Raw genomic sequence first — 17,559 nt, forward strand, 5'->3', positions numbered from 1 at the left:
CCGTACCGCTTCGTCCCGCTCACCCCGACACGGGTTCCCGGTCGGGGTGGGCGGGGTCGAGGGAGAAGAGGGTGCCGTCGGGGGCGGCCGCGACCAGCGCTCCGTCGTGGGGTGCCACCCAGGAAGCGCCCTGCATGGACCAGGTCGGCGTGGTCCGGGGCAGCGTCTCCCACAGCAGGGTGCCCTTGAGCCGGTCGAGCGCCGCGACCCTGCCGGTGGCGCTGGCCAGGTAGAACGTGTCCGTCGCGGCGTCGTACCCGGGCGCGTCCGGCCGTTCCAGGCTGGTCCTGCTCCGCCACAGCAGTTCGCCCGTGTGCGGTGACACGGCGGTCACCTGGCCGTCGGACCGGGTGAACACCAGCACACCGCCCATCAGGGCCGCCCGGCCCCGCCCGTGCTCGCCCGGCGGCGTCATCACCCGGGTCCCGGTCTCCAGGTCCACGAGCAGGATCGAGTCGTACGCCGGGTCGCTGCCGGGGGCCGCGTCGGTGTGCTCGGTGTCCTCCCTGACGAGGACCAGATCTCCCTGCTTCACGCCGAGGAGGGCGCTCTCCAGCGGCACCTTCACGGTCCTGACCGAGCCGTCGGCGCGGTCCACGACCAGGACCCGGGACTCCTCGTTCGCCGCCTTGGCGTCCCGGGTCACCGGTCGGCAGTGCGCGTACGTGCCCGCTCCGGCCGTGGTGAACACGCAGTGGTGGCCGGCGGGCATCGGCAGGGACCAGCGCTCGGCGCCCGTGCGCGGTGAACGGGCCGTGACGGTCTCGCCGTCGGGCTCGGCGGTGAGGACGAGGTCGCCGGTCACGGCCGGGGCGAAGTCGGTGCTGCCCACCCGGCGGGTCCACAGCCGCTCACCGGTGTCCGCGTCGAGGGCGATGAGATCGATGGGGTCCACCACGGGTTCGCCGCTGAAGACGGTCTGCTGCACGAGGACGGTGCCGTCCCGGACACCGAGGACACCGGCGTAGTACTGGTCCCGCTCGGTGGTCGTCGGCGCGATGCCCGCACGCCAGACCGTCCTGCCGGTACGGCCGTCGACGCGGACCGGGAGGACCCCCGCGCCCCCGCAGTAGACGTCCTTCCCGTGCACCTGACAGGAGGGGTCGCCGCCGTTGTTGCCGTCCTTCGCGGGCAGCGCCCGGCGTGTGCCCGCCGCCGCCGTCGCGAACAGCGTCGTCTGCCAGGGCTTCCAGCCGGTGGGCGGTGCTTTCCAGCGGGAGGTCGCGGTCGGCGCGGGGGCCGCCGTGTCGGTCGTGTCCGCGTCGCCCGGCCCCAGCAGATAGGCGGTCAGCCCGAGGACCAGCGCGCCGACGGTGCCGGTCGCGGCGAGCAGGGGCCGGAGACGACGTCGGCGGGCGGGCCGCGGACCCGGATCCGTACCCGACCCCGCCCCCAGCCGGATCTCCTCGCCCGGCCCGGGCCCCAGGCGGACCTCCGCGTCCGGCCCGGTGCCCACGCGGATCTCCTCGCCCGGCCCGGTGCCCAGGAGGATCTCCTCCCCCGGACCGGTGTCCAGGTGAACTTCCGTGGTGGCGGTCGCGGCCTCCTCGCGCCGGGGTGCCGGTGGCAGGGCCCCGGGCTCCGGTTCCGGCAGGGCGGTCTCCAACTCCTGCGCCAGTTCGTCGAGTCCGGGGCGGTCGGCGGCGTCCTTGGCCAGGCAGCGCCCCAGTACCGTGCGCAGCGGCGCGTCCACCCCGTCCAGCACGGGTTCGTCGTGGATCACCCGGTAGGCCGTCAGATAGGGGCTGTCCGCGTCGAAGGGGCCCCGCCCGGTGAGGGCGTACACCAGCAGGGTGCCCAGCGAGAACACGTCCGAGGCGGGGCCCGCCGTGCGGGCGTCGGTGAGCTGTTCCGGGGACATGAACGGCGGGGTGCCGATCATCTGGCCGGTCTCGGTCAGGGCGAGGTTCTCCGCCGCGCGGGAGATGCCGAAGTCGATGACGCGGGGGCCGTCGTCCGCGATCAGGACGTTGGCCGGCTTGAGGTCCCGGTGCACCACACCGGCCCGGTGGATCTCCCGCAGCGCCTCCACCAGCCCCAGGGCCAGGGGGCGCAGCTCGGTGAGCAGGAGCGGACCCTGGTCGCGGATCCGCTGGGCGAGCGAGCGGCCGGGCACGTACTGGGTCGCCATCCAGGGGCGCTCCGCCTCCGGGTCGGCGTCCACGACCGCCGCGGTGAAGGCGCCGCTGACCCTGCGGACGGCGTCGATCTCCTGGCGGAACCGGCTGCGGAAGACGGCGTCCTGGGCGTACTGGGCGTGCACCACCTTCACGGCGACCTCGCGGCCGGAGCGGGATCTCGCGCGGTAGACGACGCCCATGCCGCCGGTGCCGAGCCGGTCGACCACCTTGTACCCGCCGACCGATCTCGGGTCGTCGCTGCGCAGCGGCACGCCCTGGTCCCTCCCCCCGACAAACAGCCCGACAAGCAGTTCGAGGCACAGGATACGTAAGGCGACGCACAGCGGCCGGGTCACGGAACCTCTCGGTTCCACGACCCGGCCGCGCCGGTCCTCGGGGGTGTCAGACCCCGGCGGGCTCCGGCTCCTCCGCCTCCGAGCCGGACCCCGGCTTCGTCGGCCCGGACGGGGTGCCCGCCCGCTTCAGGGCCTTCTTCTTCGCCCGGCGCTCCTTGCGGATCTCGATCATCGTGTAGAGGGTCGGGACCAGCAGGAGCGTCAGCAGCGTCGACGTGATCAGACCGCCGATGACGACCACGGCCAGCGGCTGGGCGATGAAGCCGCCCTCGCCGGTGATGCCGAGGGCCATGGGCAGCAGCGCGAAGATCGTCGCCAGTGCCGTCATCAGGATCGGGCGGAGCCGGTGCCGGCCGCCCTCGATGACCGCCTCGACGGTGCCGTAGCCCTGGCGGCGGTACTGGTTGATCAGGTCGATCAGCACGATCGCGTTGGTCACCACGATGCCGATCAGCATCAGCATGCCGATCATCGCGGGGACACCCATGGGCGTGCCGGTGATGATCAGCAGACCGATCGCGCCGGTGGCCGCGAACGGGATGGAGACCAGCAGGATCAGCGGCTGGACCAGGGACCGGAAGGTCGCGACCAGCAGCATGAAGACGATCGCGATCGCCGCGAGCATCGCGAGGCCGAGGGAGGCGAAGGCCTCGTCCTGGTCCTCGGAGACACCGCCGATGGAGGCGGTGGCGCCCTCGGGGAGCTTCAGGGCGTCCAGCTTGGCGGTGAGGTCGGCGCTGACCGCGCCGGTGTTGTCGCCCTTGGGCTTCGCCGTGATCGTCGCGGCCCGCTGGCCGTCGATCCGGGTCATGGAGACCGGGCCGTCCACCAGCTCGACGTCCGCGATGTCGCCCAGCTTCACCGCGCCCAGCGGCAGCTTCCGCAGCTCCTCGATGGTCTCGGCGGGCTTCGCCGACTTGATGACGACGTCCCGCTCGGTGTCGTCGAGGATCGCCCGGCCGCTGGTCGTACCGCGCACGGCCTGGGTGACGGCCGCGCCGAGGGTCTGCTCGTCGAAGCCGGCCGCGGCCGCCTTGTCGGTGGCCCGCACCGAGATGCGGGGCACGCTCTGGGACAGGTCGCTGGTGACGTCGGTGACGTTGTCCATCGTGGAGACCGCGTCACGGACCTGCTCCGCGGCCTTGCGCAGGACGTCGGCGTCGGCGGCCTTCACGACCACGCTGAGGTCCTGGCTGCCGAAGGCGTCGCCGACCGCGACGGTCGTCGTACCGATGCCGGAGAGCCCGGCGAGGCCCTTCTCGATCGTCTCCTGGACACCGGCGGCGTCGGCCGAGTCGTCCAGCATGACGCTGTACGAGGCCTGGTTGGTGTCGGTGCCCCCGCCGAACGCGGCCATGAAGCCGGAGGAGCCGACGGTGACCTGGTAGTCCTTGACGCCCTCGGTGTCGGCGAGCAGCTTCTCGACCTTCTTCGTCTGCTCGTCGGTCGCCGCGAGGCTGGTGCCGGGCTTCAACTCCTGCTTGAGGCTGAGGACTTCCTGGTCACCGGGGTCGAAGAAGTTGGTCTTCAGCAGCGGGGCCATGCCGAACGTGCCGATCAGGACGACGGCGGCGATGACCAGGCTGGTCAGCCGGCGGCGGGTGGCGAAGCGCAGGACGGGGACGTAGAAGCGCTGGAGACGGCTCTTCGCCTCCTTCTCCTCGGCCTTGCGGCGCGCCTCGTCGGCGTCCTCGGGGGTGCCCTTCGGGGCGCGCAGGAACCAGTACGACAGCACCGGGACCACGGTCAGCGAGACCACGAGGGAGGCCAGCAGGGCCGCCGTCACGGTCAGCGAGAAGCTGCCGAACAGCTCGCCGACCATGCCGCCGGTGAGGCCGATCGGGAGGAAGACCGCGACGGTCGTCAGGGTGGAGGAGGTGACCGCGCCGGCGACCTCGCGGACCGCCTTGAGGATGGCCTCCTCGCGCTCCTCGCCGTAGCCGAGGTGGCGCTTGATGTTCTCCAGCACCACGATCGAGTCGTCGACGACCCGGCCGATGGCGATGGTCAGCGCGCCGAGGGTGAGCATGTTGAGGGAGAGGTCACGGGTCCACAGCACGATCAGCGCCAGGACCACCGACAGCGGGATGGAGACCGCGGTGACGAGGGTGGAGCGGATCGACGCCAGGAAGACCAGGATGACCAGGACGGCGAAGACCAGGCCGAGGGCGCCCTCGGTGGTCAGGCCGTCGATGGACTTGGCGACCGCCGGGCCCTGGTCGCTGACCACGGTGACGGTGGCGCCGGAGCCCAGGTCGCGGCGCATGTCCGCCAGCTTGTCCTCGACGGCGTCGGAGATGGCGACCGCGCTGCCGTTGCGGTCCATGGTGACGTTGACCGCGAGGCTCGGCTCACCGTTGGTGCGGGTGAGGGAGTCGGCCCTCGCCTGCTCCTCCTCGACTGCGGCGACATCGGCGAGCCGTACGGGCTTCTTGGCGCCCTCGCCGCGCACCATCAGGTTCTCGATCTGCTCCAGCGAGGTGTAGCCGCCGCCGACCTGGACGGTGCGGTTGGCGCCGTCCTCGTCGAAGGAGCCCGCCGGGATCGTGACGCCGCCAGCCTGCAGCGCCTGCGAGAGGGCCATCGTGGTCAGGCCCGCCTTCGCGAGCTTCGCGTCGTCGGGGGTGACGGTGACCTGGACGTCCCGTACGCCGTCGACGGTGACCTGGCCGACGCCGTCGATGCCCTCCAGCGTGGGCACGACGGTCCGGTCGAGCTGGTCCGCGAGGGCCTGCTGGTCCCGGTCCGCGGAGACGGCGAGGACGACGGTCGGCATGTCGTCCGTCGAGCCCGCGATCACCTGCGGGTCCACGTCGTCCGGCAGCTGCGCCCGGACCCGGTTGACGGCCTGCTGGACGTCGGCGACGAGCTGGTCGGTGCCGGGGCCGTAGTCGAAGGACGCCATGATCAGGGCGTTGCCCTCGCTGGCGGTGGAGGTGACACCCGTGATGCCGTCGACGCCTTCGAGGCTGTCCTCGATGGGCTCGACGACCTGCTTCTCGACGACGTCCGGGGAGGCGCCCTGGTAGGGCGCGAGCACGGACACCATGGGCAGTTCGATGGTGGGCAGCAGCTGCTGTTTGAGCTGGGGTATCGCGATCGCCCCGAAGACGAGCGCGATGATCGACATCAGACCGACGAGGGCCCGCTGTGCGAGGCTGAACCGGGACAGCCAGGACATGGGTCAGGGTCTCTCTTCTGTGGCGTGAGCGGGTGACGAACGCCCATGCCACATGCGGCCGCCGCTGTCGGCGTGGATCCCCCATGTCGCCCGTGTGAAGCGGATGTGAGCGCTCACCTCATACCCTGGGCCATCAGGGGCCCCTGTTCCCTCGCTCCCCAGGGCCATTTCCTTATGCCGCGCATACTCCGAGTGGAGTAGTCCCCGACGGCTCTCAGTCCACCCTCGGTCGTACCAGGCCCGACTCGTACGCGAAGACCACCAGCTGGGCCCGGTCACGGGCGCCGAGCTTCGCCATGGCCCGGTTGACGTGGGTCTTCACGGTCAGCGGGCTCACCTCCAGCCGCTCGGCGATCTCGTCGTTGGAGAGCCCGCCGGCGACCTGGACGAGCACCTCCCGCTCGCGGCCGGTCAGGGCGGCGAGCCGCTTGGAGCGGGCGGCGGCTCCGCCCTCGCCGTCGGCCGAGTCGTCCGGCTGGGCGAGGAAGCGGGCGATCAGGCCCTTGGTGGCGGTGGGCGACAGCAGCGCCTCCCCGCCCGCGGCGACCCGGATCGCGTTCAGCAGTTCGTCCGGCTCGGAGCCCTTGCCGAGGAAGCCGGAGGCACCGGCCCGCAGCGACTGCACGACGTAGTCGTCGACCTCGAAGGTGGTGAGGATGACGACGCGGACCTGGGCGAGCGCCGGGTCGGCGCTGATCATGCGGGTGGCGGCCAGTCCGTCCGTGCCGGGCATCCGGATGTCCATCAGCACGACGTCCGCCCGCTCCTCCTTCGCGAGCCGCACCGCCTCCGCCCCGTCCGAGGCCTCCCCCACCACCTCCATGTCCGGCTCCGAGTCGACGAGCACCCGGAACGCGCTGCGCAGCAGCGCCTGGTCGTCGGCGAGCAGGACACGGATCGTCATACGGGGTCCCCCGGGGCACTGGTCGTGGTCGTACGGCCGCCGCGTCGACCGTGCGGCTCACGGTCGTACGGTCTCCGCGGCGTCGGTTCGGGTCTTGAGCGGCAGGATCGCATGGACCCGGAAGCCGCCGCCGTAGCGGGGGCCGGTGGTGAGGGTGCCGCCGAGCGCGGCGACGCGTTCGCGCATACCGAGGAGACCGTGCCCGCCGCCCGCCTCGTCCTCGTCGCGCGTCGCCGGCTGTCCGGTGCCGTTGTCGAGGACGGTGATCTCCACGTTCGGGCCGACGCGTACGACGCTGACCTCGGCCTTCGCCGCCTCACCCGCGTGCTTGTGCACATTGGTGAGGGCTTCCTGGATGACGCGGTACGCGACGAGATCGACGGCGGCCGGGAGGCTCACGCCCTCGTCGGCGCGGACCACCTCGGCCGCGAGGCCCGCGCTGTGGAAGGTGCCGACGAGTTCGTCGAGCCGGACCAGGCCCGGGGCCGGTTCGGTGGGCGCCTCGGGGTCGCCGGACTGGCGCAGCAGACCGACCGTGGCGCGCAGTTCGCCCAGCGCGGAGCGGCTGGCCTCGCGGACGTGGGCGAGGGCCTCCTTGGCCTGGTCGGGCCGCTTGTCCATGACGTGCGCGGCGACCCCGGCCTGCACGTTGACGAGGGCGATGTGGTGGGCGACGACGTCGTGCAGGTCACGGGCGATGCGCAGGCGTTCCTCGGCGACCCGGCGGCGGGCCTCCTCCTCACGCGTCCGCTCCGCCCGTTCGGCGCGCTCCCTGATGGCGTCCACGAAGGCACGGCGACTGCGGACCGCGTCGCCGGCCGTGGCGGCCATGCCGGTCCAGGCGAAGATGCCGATGTTCTCCTGGGCGTACCAGGGGAGCGGGCCGGCGAGCATGGCCGTGCCCGTCAGCACGGTCATCGTGAGCAGGCCGACGCGCCAGGTGGTGGGGCGGTCGGTGGTGGAGGCGACCGTGTAGAGGGCGATGACGGCGGACATCGCGACGGGCGCGCGCGGGTCGCCGGTGACCAGTTCGGCGACGGTGAGGGCGCAGGTCGCTGCCAGCACGGCCATGGGGGCGCGGCGGCGGGCGACGAGGACGGCGGCGGCCGGGACCATCAGCGCGACGCTGAGGGCGTCGGGGGTGCGGGCGCCCCATTTGTCGCCGTGGGCGGCGTGGGGGTCGACGAAGGAGCCGGCGACCATGGCGACGAGGACGCCGAGGGCGAGGGTGGCGTCCAGCGCGAGGGGGTGCGCGGTCAGCCAGGTCCTGGCCCGGTGGAGGGTGCTCACGACTGTTTACGGTACGGGGCGGGTGGCGGGGGCGGAACGGGTGGTGGGGGCCTTCGGGGGTGGGGGCCTTCGGGGGTGGGGGTGCCTTCGGGGGTGGGGGTGCCTTCGGGGGTGGGGGTGCCTTCGGGGGTGGGCAGGGTCTTTGTCGCCCCCGCCGCCCCTACCCGTCCCATCCTCAAGGGGCTGCGCCCCTTTGACCCCCAGCGTCCGTCCGGTGGGGGCTTCTCGCGCAGTTCCCCGCGCCCCTGAAAAGGGGCCTGCGGCCCTTTTCAGGGCGATTCAGCTGCCGTCAGCCTGGGATCAGGCCGTCGTCGTTCAGCATCTGTTTGACCTCCTGCAGCGTCGCGTCCGGTGACGGGAGGATGAGTTCGGAGGGTTCCAGGGAGTCGTCGGGCAGGGGGGTGCCCAGTTCGCGGACCTTGTCCAGGAGGGCGTGGAGGGTGTGGCGGAAGCCAGGGCCGTCGCCGACCTCCATTTCCGCCAGGAGGACGTCGTCCAGCTTGTTCAGTTCGGCGAAGTGGACGTCGTCCAGCCTCACCTGCCCCTCCCCCATGATCCGTACGATCATGTCGCCCTCCTCGGGGACGAGAGACGCCTGCTCGGCTACTTGTCGAAGCGCGGGGTGTCCTGGCGCTGGGACTGCTGCTGCGGCGCCGACTGGCCGGTGCCGCCCTCGATGGCCTGCTGCTGCGCGGACGGGCCGCCCGCCAGCTCCGCCTTCATGCGCTGGAGCTCCAGCTCGACGTCCGTACCGCCGGAGAGGCGGTCCAGCTCGGCCTGGATGTCGTCCTTGTGCATCCCGGACGGGTCGTCGAGGGCACCGGAGGCCAGCAGTTCGTCGATGGCGCCGGCGCGGGCCTGGAGCTGGGCGGTCTTGTCCTCGGCGCGCTGGATGGCGAGACCGACGTCGCCCATCTCCTCGGAGATGCCGGAGAACGCCTCGCCGATCCTGGTCTGGGCCTGGGCGGCGGTGTACGTGGCCTTGATCGTCTCCTTCTTCGTACGGAAGGCGTCGACCTTGGCCTGCAGGCGCTGCGCGGCGAGGGTGAGCTTCTCCTCCTCGCCCTGGAGGGTGGAGTGCTGCGTCTCCAGGTCCGTCACCTGCTGCTGGAGCGCGGCACGGCGGGAGAGGGCCTCGCGGGCCAGGTCCTCGCGGCCGAGCGCGAGCGCCTTGCGGCCCTGGTCCTCCAGCTTCGAGGACTGGGACTGGAGCTGGTTGAGCTGAAGCTCCAGGCGCTTGCGGGAGGTGGCCACGTCGGCCACGCCCCGTCGCACTTTCTGGAGCAGCTCCAGCTGCTTCTGATACGAGTAATCGAGGGTTTCGCGCGGGTCCTCGGCCCGGTCAAGGGCCTTGTTCGCCTTCGCGCGGAAGATCATCCCCATACGCTTCATGACACCGCTCATGGGCTTCGCGCGCCCCCTTCTGACGGACTCCAGCTCACAGGTCTGCGACAGAACCCACAGTACGGGCCCTGCATCCATTACCGCACTGTTCGGGGACGGATGCGGTCATCCCCAAGGACGACTGTGTACGGCTCCGCTCCGGCGTAGGGAGTAGGTGTCCCCCGGGGTCGCGTACGGGCCGCTCCCCCGAACACCTCGGCTCCGCTACGGACGAGACGTCACCGCGCTCCCCCTTCTTCCTGACTTCTTCGGCCCACTACGGCCTTCTCCGGCTTGACGGGTCTCCCCGTCCGCTGTCGCCCCAGCTCTGTCTCCAGTACGGACGCCGGGTGTTGCCGGATCGTTCCCCACTGGGCTGGGGTCCATGCCCCGACACCCCGTACCCTTGGGTTTTGTGTTCCGTAGCCGCGCCAAGAGCGAGAAGGAATCGGTCGCCGACAAGGCCCCGGTGACCGCCTCCCAGCAGACCCGTGATCCGCAGGCCCCCAAGGGGCGCCCCACTCCGAAGCGGAGTGTGGCCCAGGGGCAGCGCCGAAGCGTCGCCAATACGCCGACGACGCGCAAGGAGGCCGCCAAGCGTTCCCGCGACGAGCGCCGTGCCGCGATGGAGAAGCAGCGCCAGGCGCTGGCCACCGGTGACGAGCGGTATCTGCCGGCGCGGGACAAGGGTCCGGTCCGCAGGTTCGCCCGTGACTACGTGGACTCGCGGTTCCACATCGCGGAGTTCTTCCTGCCGCTGGCCGTGATCATCCTCGCGCTGAGCTTTATGCAGGTGCCCTCGCTGCAGAACATCGCACTCCTGCTGTGGCTCTTCGTGATCGTGCTGATCGTGGTCGACTCGATCAGCCTGGGCATCCGTCTGAAGAAGCAGCTGCGCGAGCGCTTCCCCGACGCCAACAAGAAGGGCGCCGTGGCCTACGCCCTGATGCGCACGCTCCAGATGCGTCGCCTCCGGCTGCCGAAGCCGCAGGTCAAGCGCGGAGAGCGGCCCTGAGCACGACCCCTTTCTCCGAAGGTGCCGCGCAGGCATGGCTGGACCGACTGGGCACCCTGCGTGAGGTCGTACGACAGGAGCTGGTCTCCCGCCAGGTCGACGAGCAGATAGCCGGACGCTTCCCCGTGGGGCAGCGGCTCCGGGTGCTCGACGTGGGCATGGGGCAGGGCACGCAGGCGCTGCGGCTGGCCCGGGCCGGGCACGCGGTGACCGGGATCGAGCGCGAGTCGAAGCTGATCGCCGTGGCCCGGGAGGCGGTCGCCGCCGAGCCCGAGGGCATTCGCGGGCGGATGCGGATCGTCGAGGGTGACGGCCGGGACACCGGGGTGCACTTCCTGCCGGGCAGTTTCGACGTGGTGCTCTGTCACGGGGTCCTGATGTACGTCGAGGAGCCCGACGCCCTGCTGGCCGGGCTGGCGCGGATGCTGGCGCCGGGCGGGCTGCTGTCGCTGCTCGTGCGCAACGGTGACGCGCTAGCGATGCGGGCGGGGCTCGCCGGGGACTGGGCCGGGGCGCTGGCCGCGTTCGACACCACCGCGTACCGGAATCGGCTCGGGCTGGATGTGCGGGCGGATCGGCTGGACGTGCTGACGGATGCGCTCGCGGGGATCGGGGCGCCGTTGCACGCGTGGTACGGGGTGCGGGTGTTCACGGATCTGGCGGCGGATGACGCGGGGGTGCCGGAGGGGGTGGGGGATCTTGAGGTGTTGCTCGCGGCGGAGGAGCGGGCTGGGCGGACGGATCCCTATCGGCAGGTGGCGGCGTTGTTGCACCTGTGTGGTGTGCGCGGCTGAGTCTTTCTCGCCCCCGCCGCCCCTACCCGTCCCATCCTCAAGGGGCTGCGCCCCTTTGACCCCCAAGCGTCCCTTCGGTGGGGGCTGGTCGCGCAGTTCCCCGCGCCCCTGGAAAAGCGGGGCTGCGCCCCAGCTTTTCCAGGCCCGCAGGGCCTGGAGCTTTTAGGGGCGCGGGGAACTGCGCGAGAAGCCCCACTCACCCGCACCCGCCGACGAACCCCGAACCCCGAGCTCTTCCGCGGAGATCGGGGCGGAGCCCCGAGTAGAGGCCCCGCCCCGTCGCGGAGCGCTACGCGTGCAGGCTCATCGGGCCGTAGATCTCCGTCGCGTCCTCGAAGAGGCGAACCTGGTCGGCCCCGCCCTCCAGAAGCGCTTTCCAGTGTTCGCCGATCCACGACTCGGCATCCCCCTGGGTCGTGAACTCCTCGGGCTGGACCGCGGGCTGGACCTCCGTCCCGTCGGCCTTCTCGAAACGCCACGTCCATGCCGCCATGTGAGCCTCCGTAAGTACCGGCCCGGCACCGCACACGGCGCCGAGCAAGATCCGGTTCCCCCCTGAGCCTAGTCGGACGCGCAAGACCTGCGGGTGTTCATCGCGACGCGGGAAAATCGATGCTGTGGAACTGACTTTGCTCGGCACCGGCGCCCCCGCGGGGCTTCCCCGCCCCGACTGTCCGTGCGCGGCGTGCGCGACCGCGCTCGGCCCCGCCGCGCGCGGGGCGACCGCGCTCCTTGTGGACGGCGCACTCCTGCTCGACCTCACGCCGGGCGCCGCCCTCGCCGCCGCGCGCGCCGGGCGCACGCTCACCGGGGTGCGGCAGGTACTGCTGTCGCACCCGCACGACGGACCCGCCGTGGAGGTGCCGGCGGGGTTGCCGCAGCCGGTGCGGGTGCCGGACGGTCGGGAGCTGACGCTGCTGACCGGGCACCGGGTGCGGGCGCAGGCCCTGGACGCGCCCGGCACCGGGTACGCGGTGACCGGTCCGGGCGGCCAGCGGCTGCTGTATCTGCCGCCGGGGGGCGCCCCCGCCGGTGTGGAGGAGCGGTCGGAGCCGTACGACATGGTCCTCCTCGATGTGCTGGGGCGGCCCGACGCGCTGGCCCGGCTGCGCGCGGCGGGGGCCGTCGGCCCGACGACCGATGTCGTGGCCGTGCACATCGACCACGACGTGCCGCCGGACGGCGAGTTGCCGCGGCGGCTCGCGGCGGCGGGCGCGCGCACCGTGCCGGACGGGACGACGCTGGCGGTCGGCGCCTACGAGGACGTCCCCGACGTACCGCGCCGCACGCTGGTGCTCGGCGGGGCGCGGTCGGGCAAGTCGGTGGAGGCCGAGCGGCGGCTGGAGGCGTTCCCGGACGTCCTGTACGTGGCGACCGGGGGGCTGCGGGGCGGCGACGGGGAGTGGGCCGAGCGGGTCGCCGCCCACCGTGAGCGGCGGCCGGGGTCGTGGCGCACCGTCGAGACCTGCGACCTCGTCCCGCTGCTGAAGGACGACGACGGGGCGCCGCTCCTCATCGACTGTCTCTCGCTGTGGTTGACGGACGCCATGGACGCGGTGGGGGCGTGGGACGACGCGGAGTGGGCCGGGGGCGGGGAGCGCGCGCTCCGGGCGCGTGTCACCGAACTCACCGACGCCGTACGGCACACGCGCCGCACGCTGGTCGCCGTCTCCAACGAGGTCGGCTCCGGCATCGTCCCCGCCACCGCCTCCGGGCGCCGCTACCGCGATGAACTCGGCCGTCTGAACGCGGCCTTCGCGAACGAGTGCGAGCACGTGCTGTTGGTGGTGGCGGGGCAGGCTCTGGCACTACGGGGTTGAGGGGGCGGTCGGTGGTGCGGTGCGGCGCGCGAGGATGCGGTGTGCGCGGGGCGGGAGAGGGGTGCACGGGCGGGCCGTGAGGATCTCGAAGCCCAGCGAGCGCAGTTCGGCGAGCAGGTTGCGCAGCGGCACGAGGTGCAGCGGGCGGGGACGGTCGTGCGGCTTCCACAGGCGTCGGTTCCTGCCGGGCAGCGCGCCGAACGGGCGTGCCGGGTCCGGGACTTCGAGGAGCAGATGGCCCCCGGGACGCAGGACGGCGCGGGCGGCACGCAACTCCTCGCGGGGGTCCGCGGTGTGTTCGAGGTGGTGGAACATGCTCACCACGTCGTAGCGGGCACGCAGCCGCGCGGTGATCTCGGGGTCGGTGAGCAGGCCCCGGTACGCCTCCTCCACGCGCCCGGCCTCCCAGGCCCGGTCGACGCGCGGGGTCGGGTCGAGGCCGTCGAAGGAGGTGTACGGGTGAATCTCGCGCGCGGCCTCCGGGAAGTGGCCGTGTCCGGTGCCGACGTCGAGCCAGCTCTCCGGTTCGGGGTACGGCAGCAGCACTCGGGCGGCGCCCCGCAGATGCCGGCGGCGCCGTCTCCCGACGGGGTCCGCGCCGGGGTCGTCCTCGACGGCGTGCCGGTGGTACCGGAGCAGCAGCCCGTCCGCCGTGGGCCGCGGGTTCTGGAAGGCGTGCGCGCAGTCCCGGCATTCGTCCACCACGAACGTGCCCGGCGTGCGCCGCCTCCCCTCCGGCGCGCGCACCCGCGTACGCAATTGCCGCGAGCCGCACCACGGACAGTCGTCCCGGCGCGGTTCGTGGAAGGGGTCGACTCCCGGCGCGAGGGGACCGGGCTCCGGCCGCGAGGTGGGGGACATGGCGGCTCCTGGGGGCGACGTAGGGACATTCGCCCCAAAAAGGTACGTACGTGAGCCTGGTCGTCGGTGCAATGACGTGCCGGTGGCGCGGTGGGACGTACGTGCGTCGCGGGGTCATGGTGTGGCGCCGTCGTGTTCGATCCCTGCCGGTACTGTTCGGCGAATGAGCTCGCTTAATCTCGACGACTTCACCGATCTGATCGAGCGCCCCGACGGCGGGGTGCGCCGCGACGCCGAGGCGCGGCGGGAGAGGCAGATCGTGCCGCCCGGGGCGCTGGGCCGCCTCGACGAACTGGGTGAGTGGCTGGCGGCGGCGCAGTCGGCCGTGCCGGTGCGGCCGATCGAACGGCCCCGGGCGCTGCTGTTCGCGGGTGACCACGGGATCGCCGAACTCGGTGTCTCCGCACGGGCCGCGGGCACCGCGGACCAGTTGGTGCGGGGCGTTCTGGACGGCAGCAGCCCGGTGGCGGTGCTGGCCCGGCAGCTCGGTGTCCCCGTCCGGGTGGTGGACCTCGCGCTCGACTGCGACCCGGAGGCGTTGCCCGCCGAGGTCGTACGGCATCGGGTGCGGCGCGGGTCCGGCCGTATCGACGTCGAGGACGCGTTGACGGCCGAGGAGGCGGAGGAGGCGTTCCGGGTGGGCGTCGCCCTCGCGGACGAGGAGGCGGACTCCGGGACCGACCTCGTCGTCCTCGGTGATGTGAGTGTCGGGGGGACCACGGCGGCGGCGGTCCTGGTCGCCGCGCTCTGCGGGACCGACGCGTCCGTGGTGACCGGGCGGGGCGGGCGGGCGATTGACGACCTGGCGTGGATGCGCAAGTGCGCGGCCGTACGGGACGCCCTGCGGCGGGCCCGGCCGGTGCTCGGGGACCAGTTGCAGTTGCTGGCGACCGTGGGTGGGGCGGACCTCGCCGCCATGACCGGGTTCCTGCTGCAGAGCGCGGTGCGGAAGACGCCGGTGATCCTCGACGGTGTGGTGTCGGCGGCGTCTGCGCTGGTCGCCCAGCGGGTCGCGTTCCGGGCGCCGGACTGGTGGCTGGCCGGGCAGGGCAGCGGGGAGCCGGCGCAGGCCAAGGCGCTGGACCGGATGGCGATCGAACCGCTGCTCGACCATGGGGTGAAGGTGGGCGAAGGGGCGGGCGCGCTGCTGGCATTGCCGCTGGTGCGGGCCGCGGCGGCGTTGGCGGCGGAGCTCCCCGAGGGGGAAGGCGCGGCCGCGCCGGAGAAGTCGGCCGAGAACCACGCCGGGGAGGACTACGACGCGACCTAGGGTTCGGGGGCCGGGGGGGCGCGTTGTCGGGTGCGGGTGCGTGGGGCTTCTCGCGCAGTTCCCCGCGCCCCTGAAAAGCAGGGGCTGCGCCCCGTGCTTTTCATCGCCCCCACCCACCCGCATCCGACGCCGAACCCGGAGTAATCGGGATCACTCGGGCGGCGCTCAACTTCCTTCCCCCTCGGGCGGTCTTCGGACGTGGCGGTGGGCTCACCGCACGTATCGAGGTCGCACGGAGCACGGCGTGGGGATGGACCGGACGCAGACGGGCAGGGCACTCCGATGGGCCCGCGCCGAGTGGGGGCTGCTGTACGCCACCGTGCGGCCACCCCTTGTGCGCCGTCGGCTGAGGGCCGTGCCGATGACCGTCGCCGCCGTCTGTCTCGCGGCCGTCGTCCACGTCGTGCACCACCAGTCCTGGGGCTACCGGTTCGTCGAGCACGCCGGTGCCGTACGGGCGGAGGACCCGTTCTGGACGGCGTTGGCGCGGACTCCGCTCTCCCTCTTCGTGCCGGCGCTGGACCTGCCGGTGTGGGGCGCGCTGGCGCAGATCCTGATCGTGTTCGGCACCGCGGAGATCTGCCTGGGCCGGCGGCGGACCCTGGCGATCGCGTACCTGGCCACCCTGGCCGGCACGCTGTACGCGCGTGTGGGCGTCGCGCTCGGCCCGGACGTCCCGCTCCTGGGGCTGCCCGCGTCGGACGCGCGGGTCGTGGACACCGGGCCGTCGGCGGCCGTGGTCGGGCTCGCCGTGTACGTCGGATGGCGGTACCGGGCGTACGTCACGGCGTGCGCGGTGGTCGTGGCGATGGTCGTCGAGGTGCTGGTGAAGGAGAACCTCGCGGGCAAGGAGCATCTGGCGGCCATCGCGGCGGTGCTGGTGGTGTGCGCGGCGACGGCCGTACGTCAGTGGCGCTCCGGGGTCGCGCCCGGGGTCGGGTCGGGCGTGCCGCCGATCCAGTCCTGGAGGCGCCGACTGGGGCCCGCCCAGCGGCGGTCGTGACGGTAGGAACGCTTCCAGGCCCGGGCGCGGGCGCGCGGTCTGCGGCGGTAGAAGCGGCGGGCCCAGGCGGAGGTGGGCCGGGCCAGCCTGATGGCGCCGACGACGGCGACGACCGGGATGATCACGCCGAAGATCGCGGTGCGGGCCTTGCCCTTGGCGAGGGCGACCAGGGCGATGAGGAAGTTCGTCCCCATGGTGACCAGGACGGCTCCCCGGTCCTGGAGTTCCTCCTCGTCGAGGTCGTTGACGCCGAAGGGCAGGAAGCCGACCAGCATCAGCCCCACCAGGGCGGCCGTCAGCACGACCATCTCGACGCTCTTGCGGCCGGCCTCGCTCCAGTACACGTCGTCGAGGTGCAGGATCAGCGCGAACTCGTCCAGCACCAGACCCGCGCCCATGCCGAAGAGCACGGCGGAGATCAGCGCGCCGAAGCCGTGCCCGTCACTGGCCACCGCGCCGAAGCCCCCCGCGACGGTGAGCACGACACCGGGGACGACGTGGTGGATGTGGACGCCACCGCTGCCGCTGATGTTGCGGAACGGTCCCTTGCCCGCGCGGATGAGACGGGTGACGACCCGGGTGATCAGGAACGTCAGGACGAACGCGGCGAGTGCGAGCAGCAGCGGCAGTTTGCCCGGCTCGATGATGTTCCGCTCCCACCAGTGACCCATATGCGAACTTTATCCATGACTGCTCCCGACCGCCGCCGAGCCGGTCCGCCCCGGCGGATAGCCTGCGCCGGTGTCCACGACCCCCGAGCCCCCCGCCTCCTCCAGCCCGACGCTCGCCGACGGCCTGCGTTTCGCCTTCGGCACCCTGACCGTGCTGCCGGTGACCGTGCGCCGCTGGGACCGTGAGGCGGCGCGCGTCGGGATGCTCTGCGCGCCCGTCGCCGGGCTGGTCGTCGGCCTGGGCGCGGCCCTGCTCGGCGGTCTCCTGCTGCTCCTGGGCGCCGGGCCGCTGCTCGCCGCCGTGGCCTCCGTCGCCGTACCGGCCGCCCTCACCCGGGGCCTCCACCTGGACGGGCTCGCCGACACCGCCGACGGCCTGGGCAGCGGCAGGCCCGCCGAGGACGCCCTGCGGATCATGAAGCAGTCGGACATCGGGCCGTTCGGGGTCGTCACCCTCGTCCTCGTCCTGCTGGCCCAGGTCGCCGCGCTCACCGAGGCGTACGGCGAGTCCTGGGCGGTGGGCGCGCTCGCGGCGGCCGTCGGCGCGACCGCCGCCCGGCTGGCCCTGACCCTGGCCGCGCGGGCCGGCGTGCCCGCCGCCCGGCCGGAGGGGTTGGGGGCGGCGGTGGCCGGGGTCGTGCCGGTGCGCGGCGCGCTGCTGGTGGCCGCCCTGACCGGGTGCGCGGCGGCGGGTGTCGGGGCATTGTTCGGGCCGTTCGACATCGGTCGTACGGTCCTCGCGGTCGTCCTCGCCTGTGGGGCCGCCGAGCTGCTCCTGCGTCACTGCGTACGGCGGTTCGGGGGCGTCACCGGGGATGTGTTCGGCGGACTCGCGGAGACGGCGGCGACGGCGGCGCTGGTGGCGTTCACCTTCGGCTGAGCGTCTCCCCC

The 17,559-nt window shown here is 72.9% G+C and carries 15 protein-coding genes; 6 read left to right on the plus strand and 9 right to left on the minus strand.

Annotated features, from left to right (window positions below; genetic code table 11):
• Positions 1-19: 19 nt before the first annotated feature.
• From L3078_RS12685 to L3078_RS12710, 6 genes are all read right to left on the minus strand, one after another.
• Complete coding sequence (locus L3078_RS12685; RefSeq protein WP_239753545.1) at positions 20-2,392, minus strand: protein kinase domain-containing protein; 2,373 nt, start codon at positions 2,390-2,392, stop codon at positions 20-22.
• Between the two features lie 130 nt (positions 2,393-2,522).
• Positions 2,523-5,657: an efflux RND transporter permease subunit gene (locus L3078_RS12690; protein ID WP_239753546.1), complete on the minus strand. Its 3,135-nt coding sequence runs from the start codon at positions 5,655-5,657 to the stop codon at positions 2,523-2,525.
• Between the two features lie 214 nt (positions 5,658-5,871).
• On the minus strand, positions 5,872-6,561 hold the full coding sequence (locus L3078_RS12695) for a response regulator (RefSeq protein ID WP_239753547.1): 690 nt from the start codon (positions 6,559-6,561) through the stop codon (positions 5,872-5,874).
• Between the two features lie 57 nt (positions 6,562-6,618).
• Positions 6,619-7,851 (minus strand): sensor histidine kinase, encoded by a 1,233-nt coding sequence (locus tag L3078_RS12700; RefSeq protein WP_239753548.1) that lies wholly within the window; start codon positions 7,849-7,851, stop codon positions 6,619-6,621.
• Positions 7,852-8,140: 289 nt separating this feature from the next.
• A complete protein-coding gene (gene pspAA, locus L3078_RS12705; RefSeq protein ID WP_239753549.1) occupies positions 8,141-8,419 on the minus strand; it encodes a PspA-associated protein PspAA in 279 nt (92 codons plus the stop codon).
• Positions 8,420-8,454: 35 nt separating this feature from the next.
• Complete coding sequence (locus tag L3078_RS12710) at positions 8,455-9,255, minus strand: PspA/IM30 family protein (protein WP_060884980.1); 801 nt, start codon at positions 9,253-9,255, stop codon at positions 8,455-8,457.
• A gap of 364 nt (positions 9,256-9,619) precedes the next feature.
• On the opposite strand from L3078_RS12710, the gene L3078_RS12715 reads away from it, so the two are divergent.
• Positions 9,620-10,249: a DUF3043 domain-containing protein gene (locus L3078_RS12715; RefSeq protein ID WP_239753550.1), complete on the plus strand. Its 630-nt coding sequence runs from the start codon at positions 9,620-9,622 to the stop codon at positions 10,247-10,249.
• A 158-nt stretch (positions 10,250-10,407) separates the two neighbouring features.
• Positions 10,408-11,043, plus strand: a complete 636-nt coding sequence (locus tag L3078_RS12720) for a class I SAM-dependent methyltransferase (RefSeq protein WP_391806706.1) — start codon at positions 10,408-10,410, stop codon at positions 11,041-11,043.
• A gap of 289 nt (positions 11,044-11,332) precedes the next feature.
• Here L3078_RS12720 and L3078_RS12725 read toward each other — a convergent pair whose 3' ends face one another.
• Entirely contained in the window at positions 11,333-11,536 is a 204-nt protein-coding gene (locus L3078_RS12725) for a hypothetical protein (RefSeq protein WP_239753551.1), read from the minus strand.
• Positions 11,537-11,660: 124 nt separating this feature from the next.
• On the opposite strand from L3078_RS12725, the gene L3078_RS12730 reads away from it, so the two are divergent.
• On the plus strand, positions 11,661-12,863 hold the full coding sequence (locus tag L3078_RS12730) for a bifunctional adenosylcobinamide kinase/adenosylcobinamide-phosphate guanylyltransferase (protein ID WP_239753552.1): 1,203 nt from the start codon (positions 11,661-11,663) through the stop codon (positions 12,861-12,863).
• On the opposite strand, the gene L3078_RS12735 is transcribed toward L3078_RS12730, so the two are convergent.
• Positions 12,852-13,724 (minus strand): class I SAM-dependent methyltransferase, encoded by an 873-nt coding sequence (locus tag L3078_RS12735; RefSeq protein WP_239753553.1) that lies wholly within the window; start codon positions 13,722-13,724, stop codon positions 12,852-12,854. The two genes, L3078_RS12730 and L3078_RS12735, sit on opposite strands and share 12 nt — an antisense overlap.
• A 163-nt stretch (positions 13,725-13,887) precedes the next feature.
• Here L3078_RS12735 and cobT point away from each other — a divergent pair, with 163 nt between their 5' ends.
• A complete protein-coding gene (gene cobT, locus L3078_RS12740; protein WP_239753554.1) occupies positions 13,888-14,994 on the plus strand; it encodes a nicotinate-nucleotide--dimethylbenzimidazole phosphoribosyltransferase in 1,107 nt (368 codons plus the stop codon).
• Positions 14,995-15,244: 250 nt separating this feature from the next.
• On the plus strand, positions 15,245-15,997 hold the full coding sequence (locus L3078_RS12745) for a hypothetical protein (protein ID WP_239753555.1): 753 nt from the start codon (positions 15,245-15,247) through the stop codon (positions 15,995-15,997).
• Here the strand turns inward: L3078_RS12745 and L3078_RS12750 are convergent.
• On the minus strand, positions 15,901-16,668 hold the full coding sequence (locus L3078_RS12750; protein WP_239753556.1) for a hypothetical protein: 768 nt from the start codon (positions 16,666-16,668) through the stop codon (positions 15,901-15,903). The genes L3078_RS12745 and L3078_RS12750 overlap by 97 nt on opposite strands.
• Before the next feature lie 70 nt (positions 16,669-16,738).
• On the opposite strand from L3078_RS12750, the gene L3078_RS12755 reads away from it, so the two are divergent.
• The gene (locus tag L3078_RS12755) at positions 16,739-17,548 is read left to right on the plus strand and encodes an adenosylcobinamide-GDP ribazoletransferase (RefSeq protein ID WP_239753557.1); all 810 of its coding nucleotides are present in this window, start codon (positions 16,739-16,741) and stop codon (positions 17,546-17,548) included.
• Positions 17,549-17,559: the final 11 nt, after the last annotated feature.

It is taken from the genome of Streptomyces deccanensis (assembly GCF_022385335.1).
GTDB lineage: Bacteria > Actinomycetota > Actinomycetes > Streptomycetales > Streptomycetaceae > Streptomyces > Streptomyces deccanensis.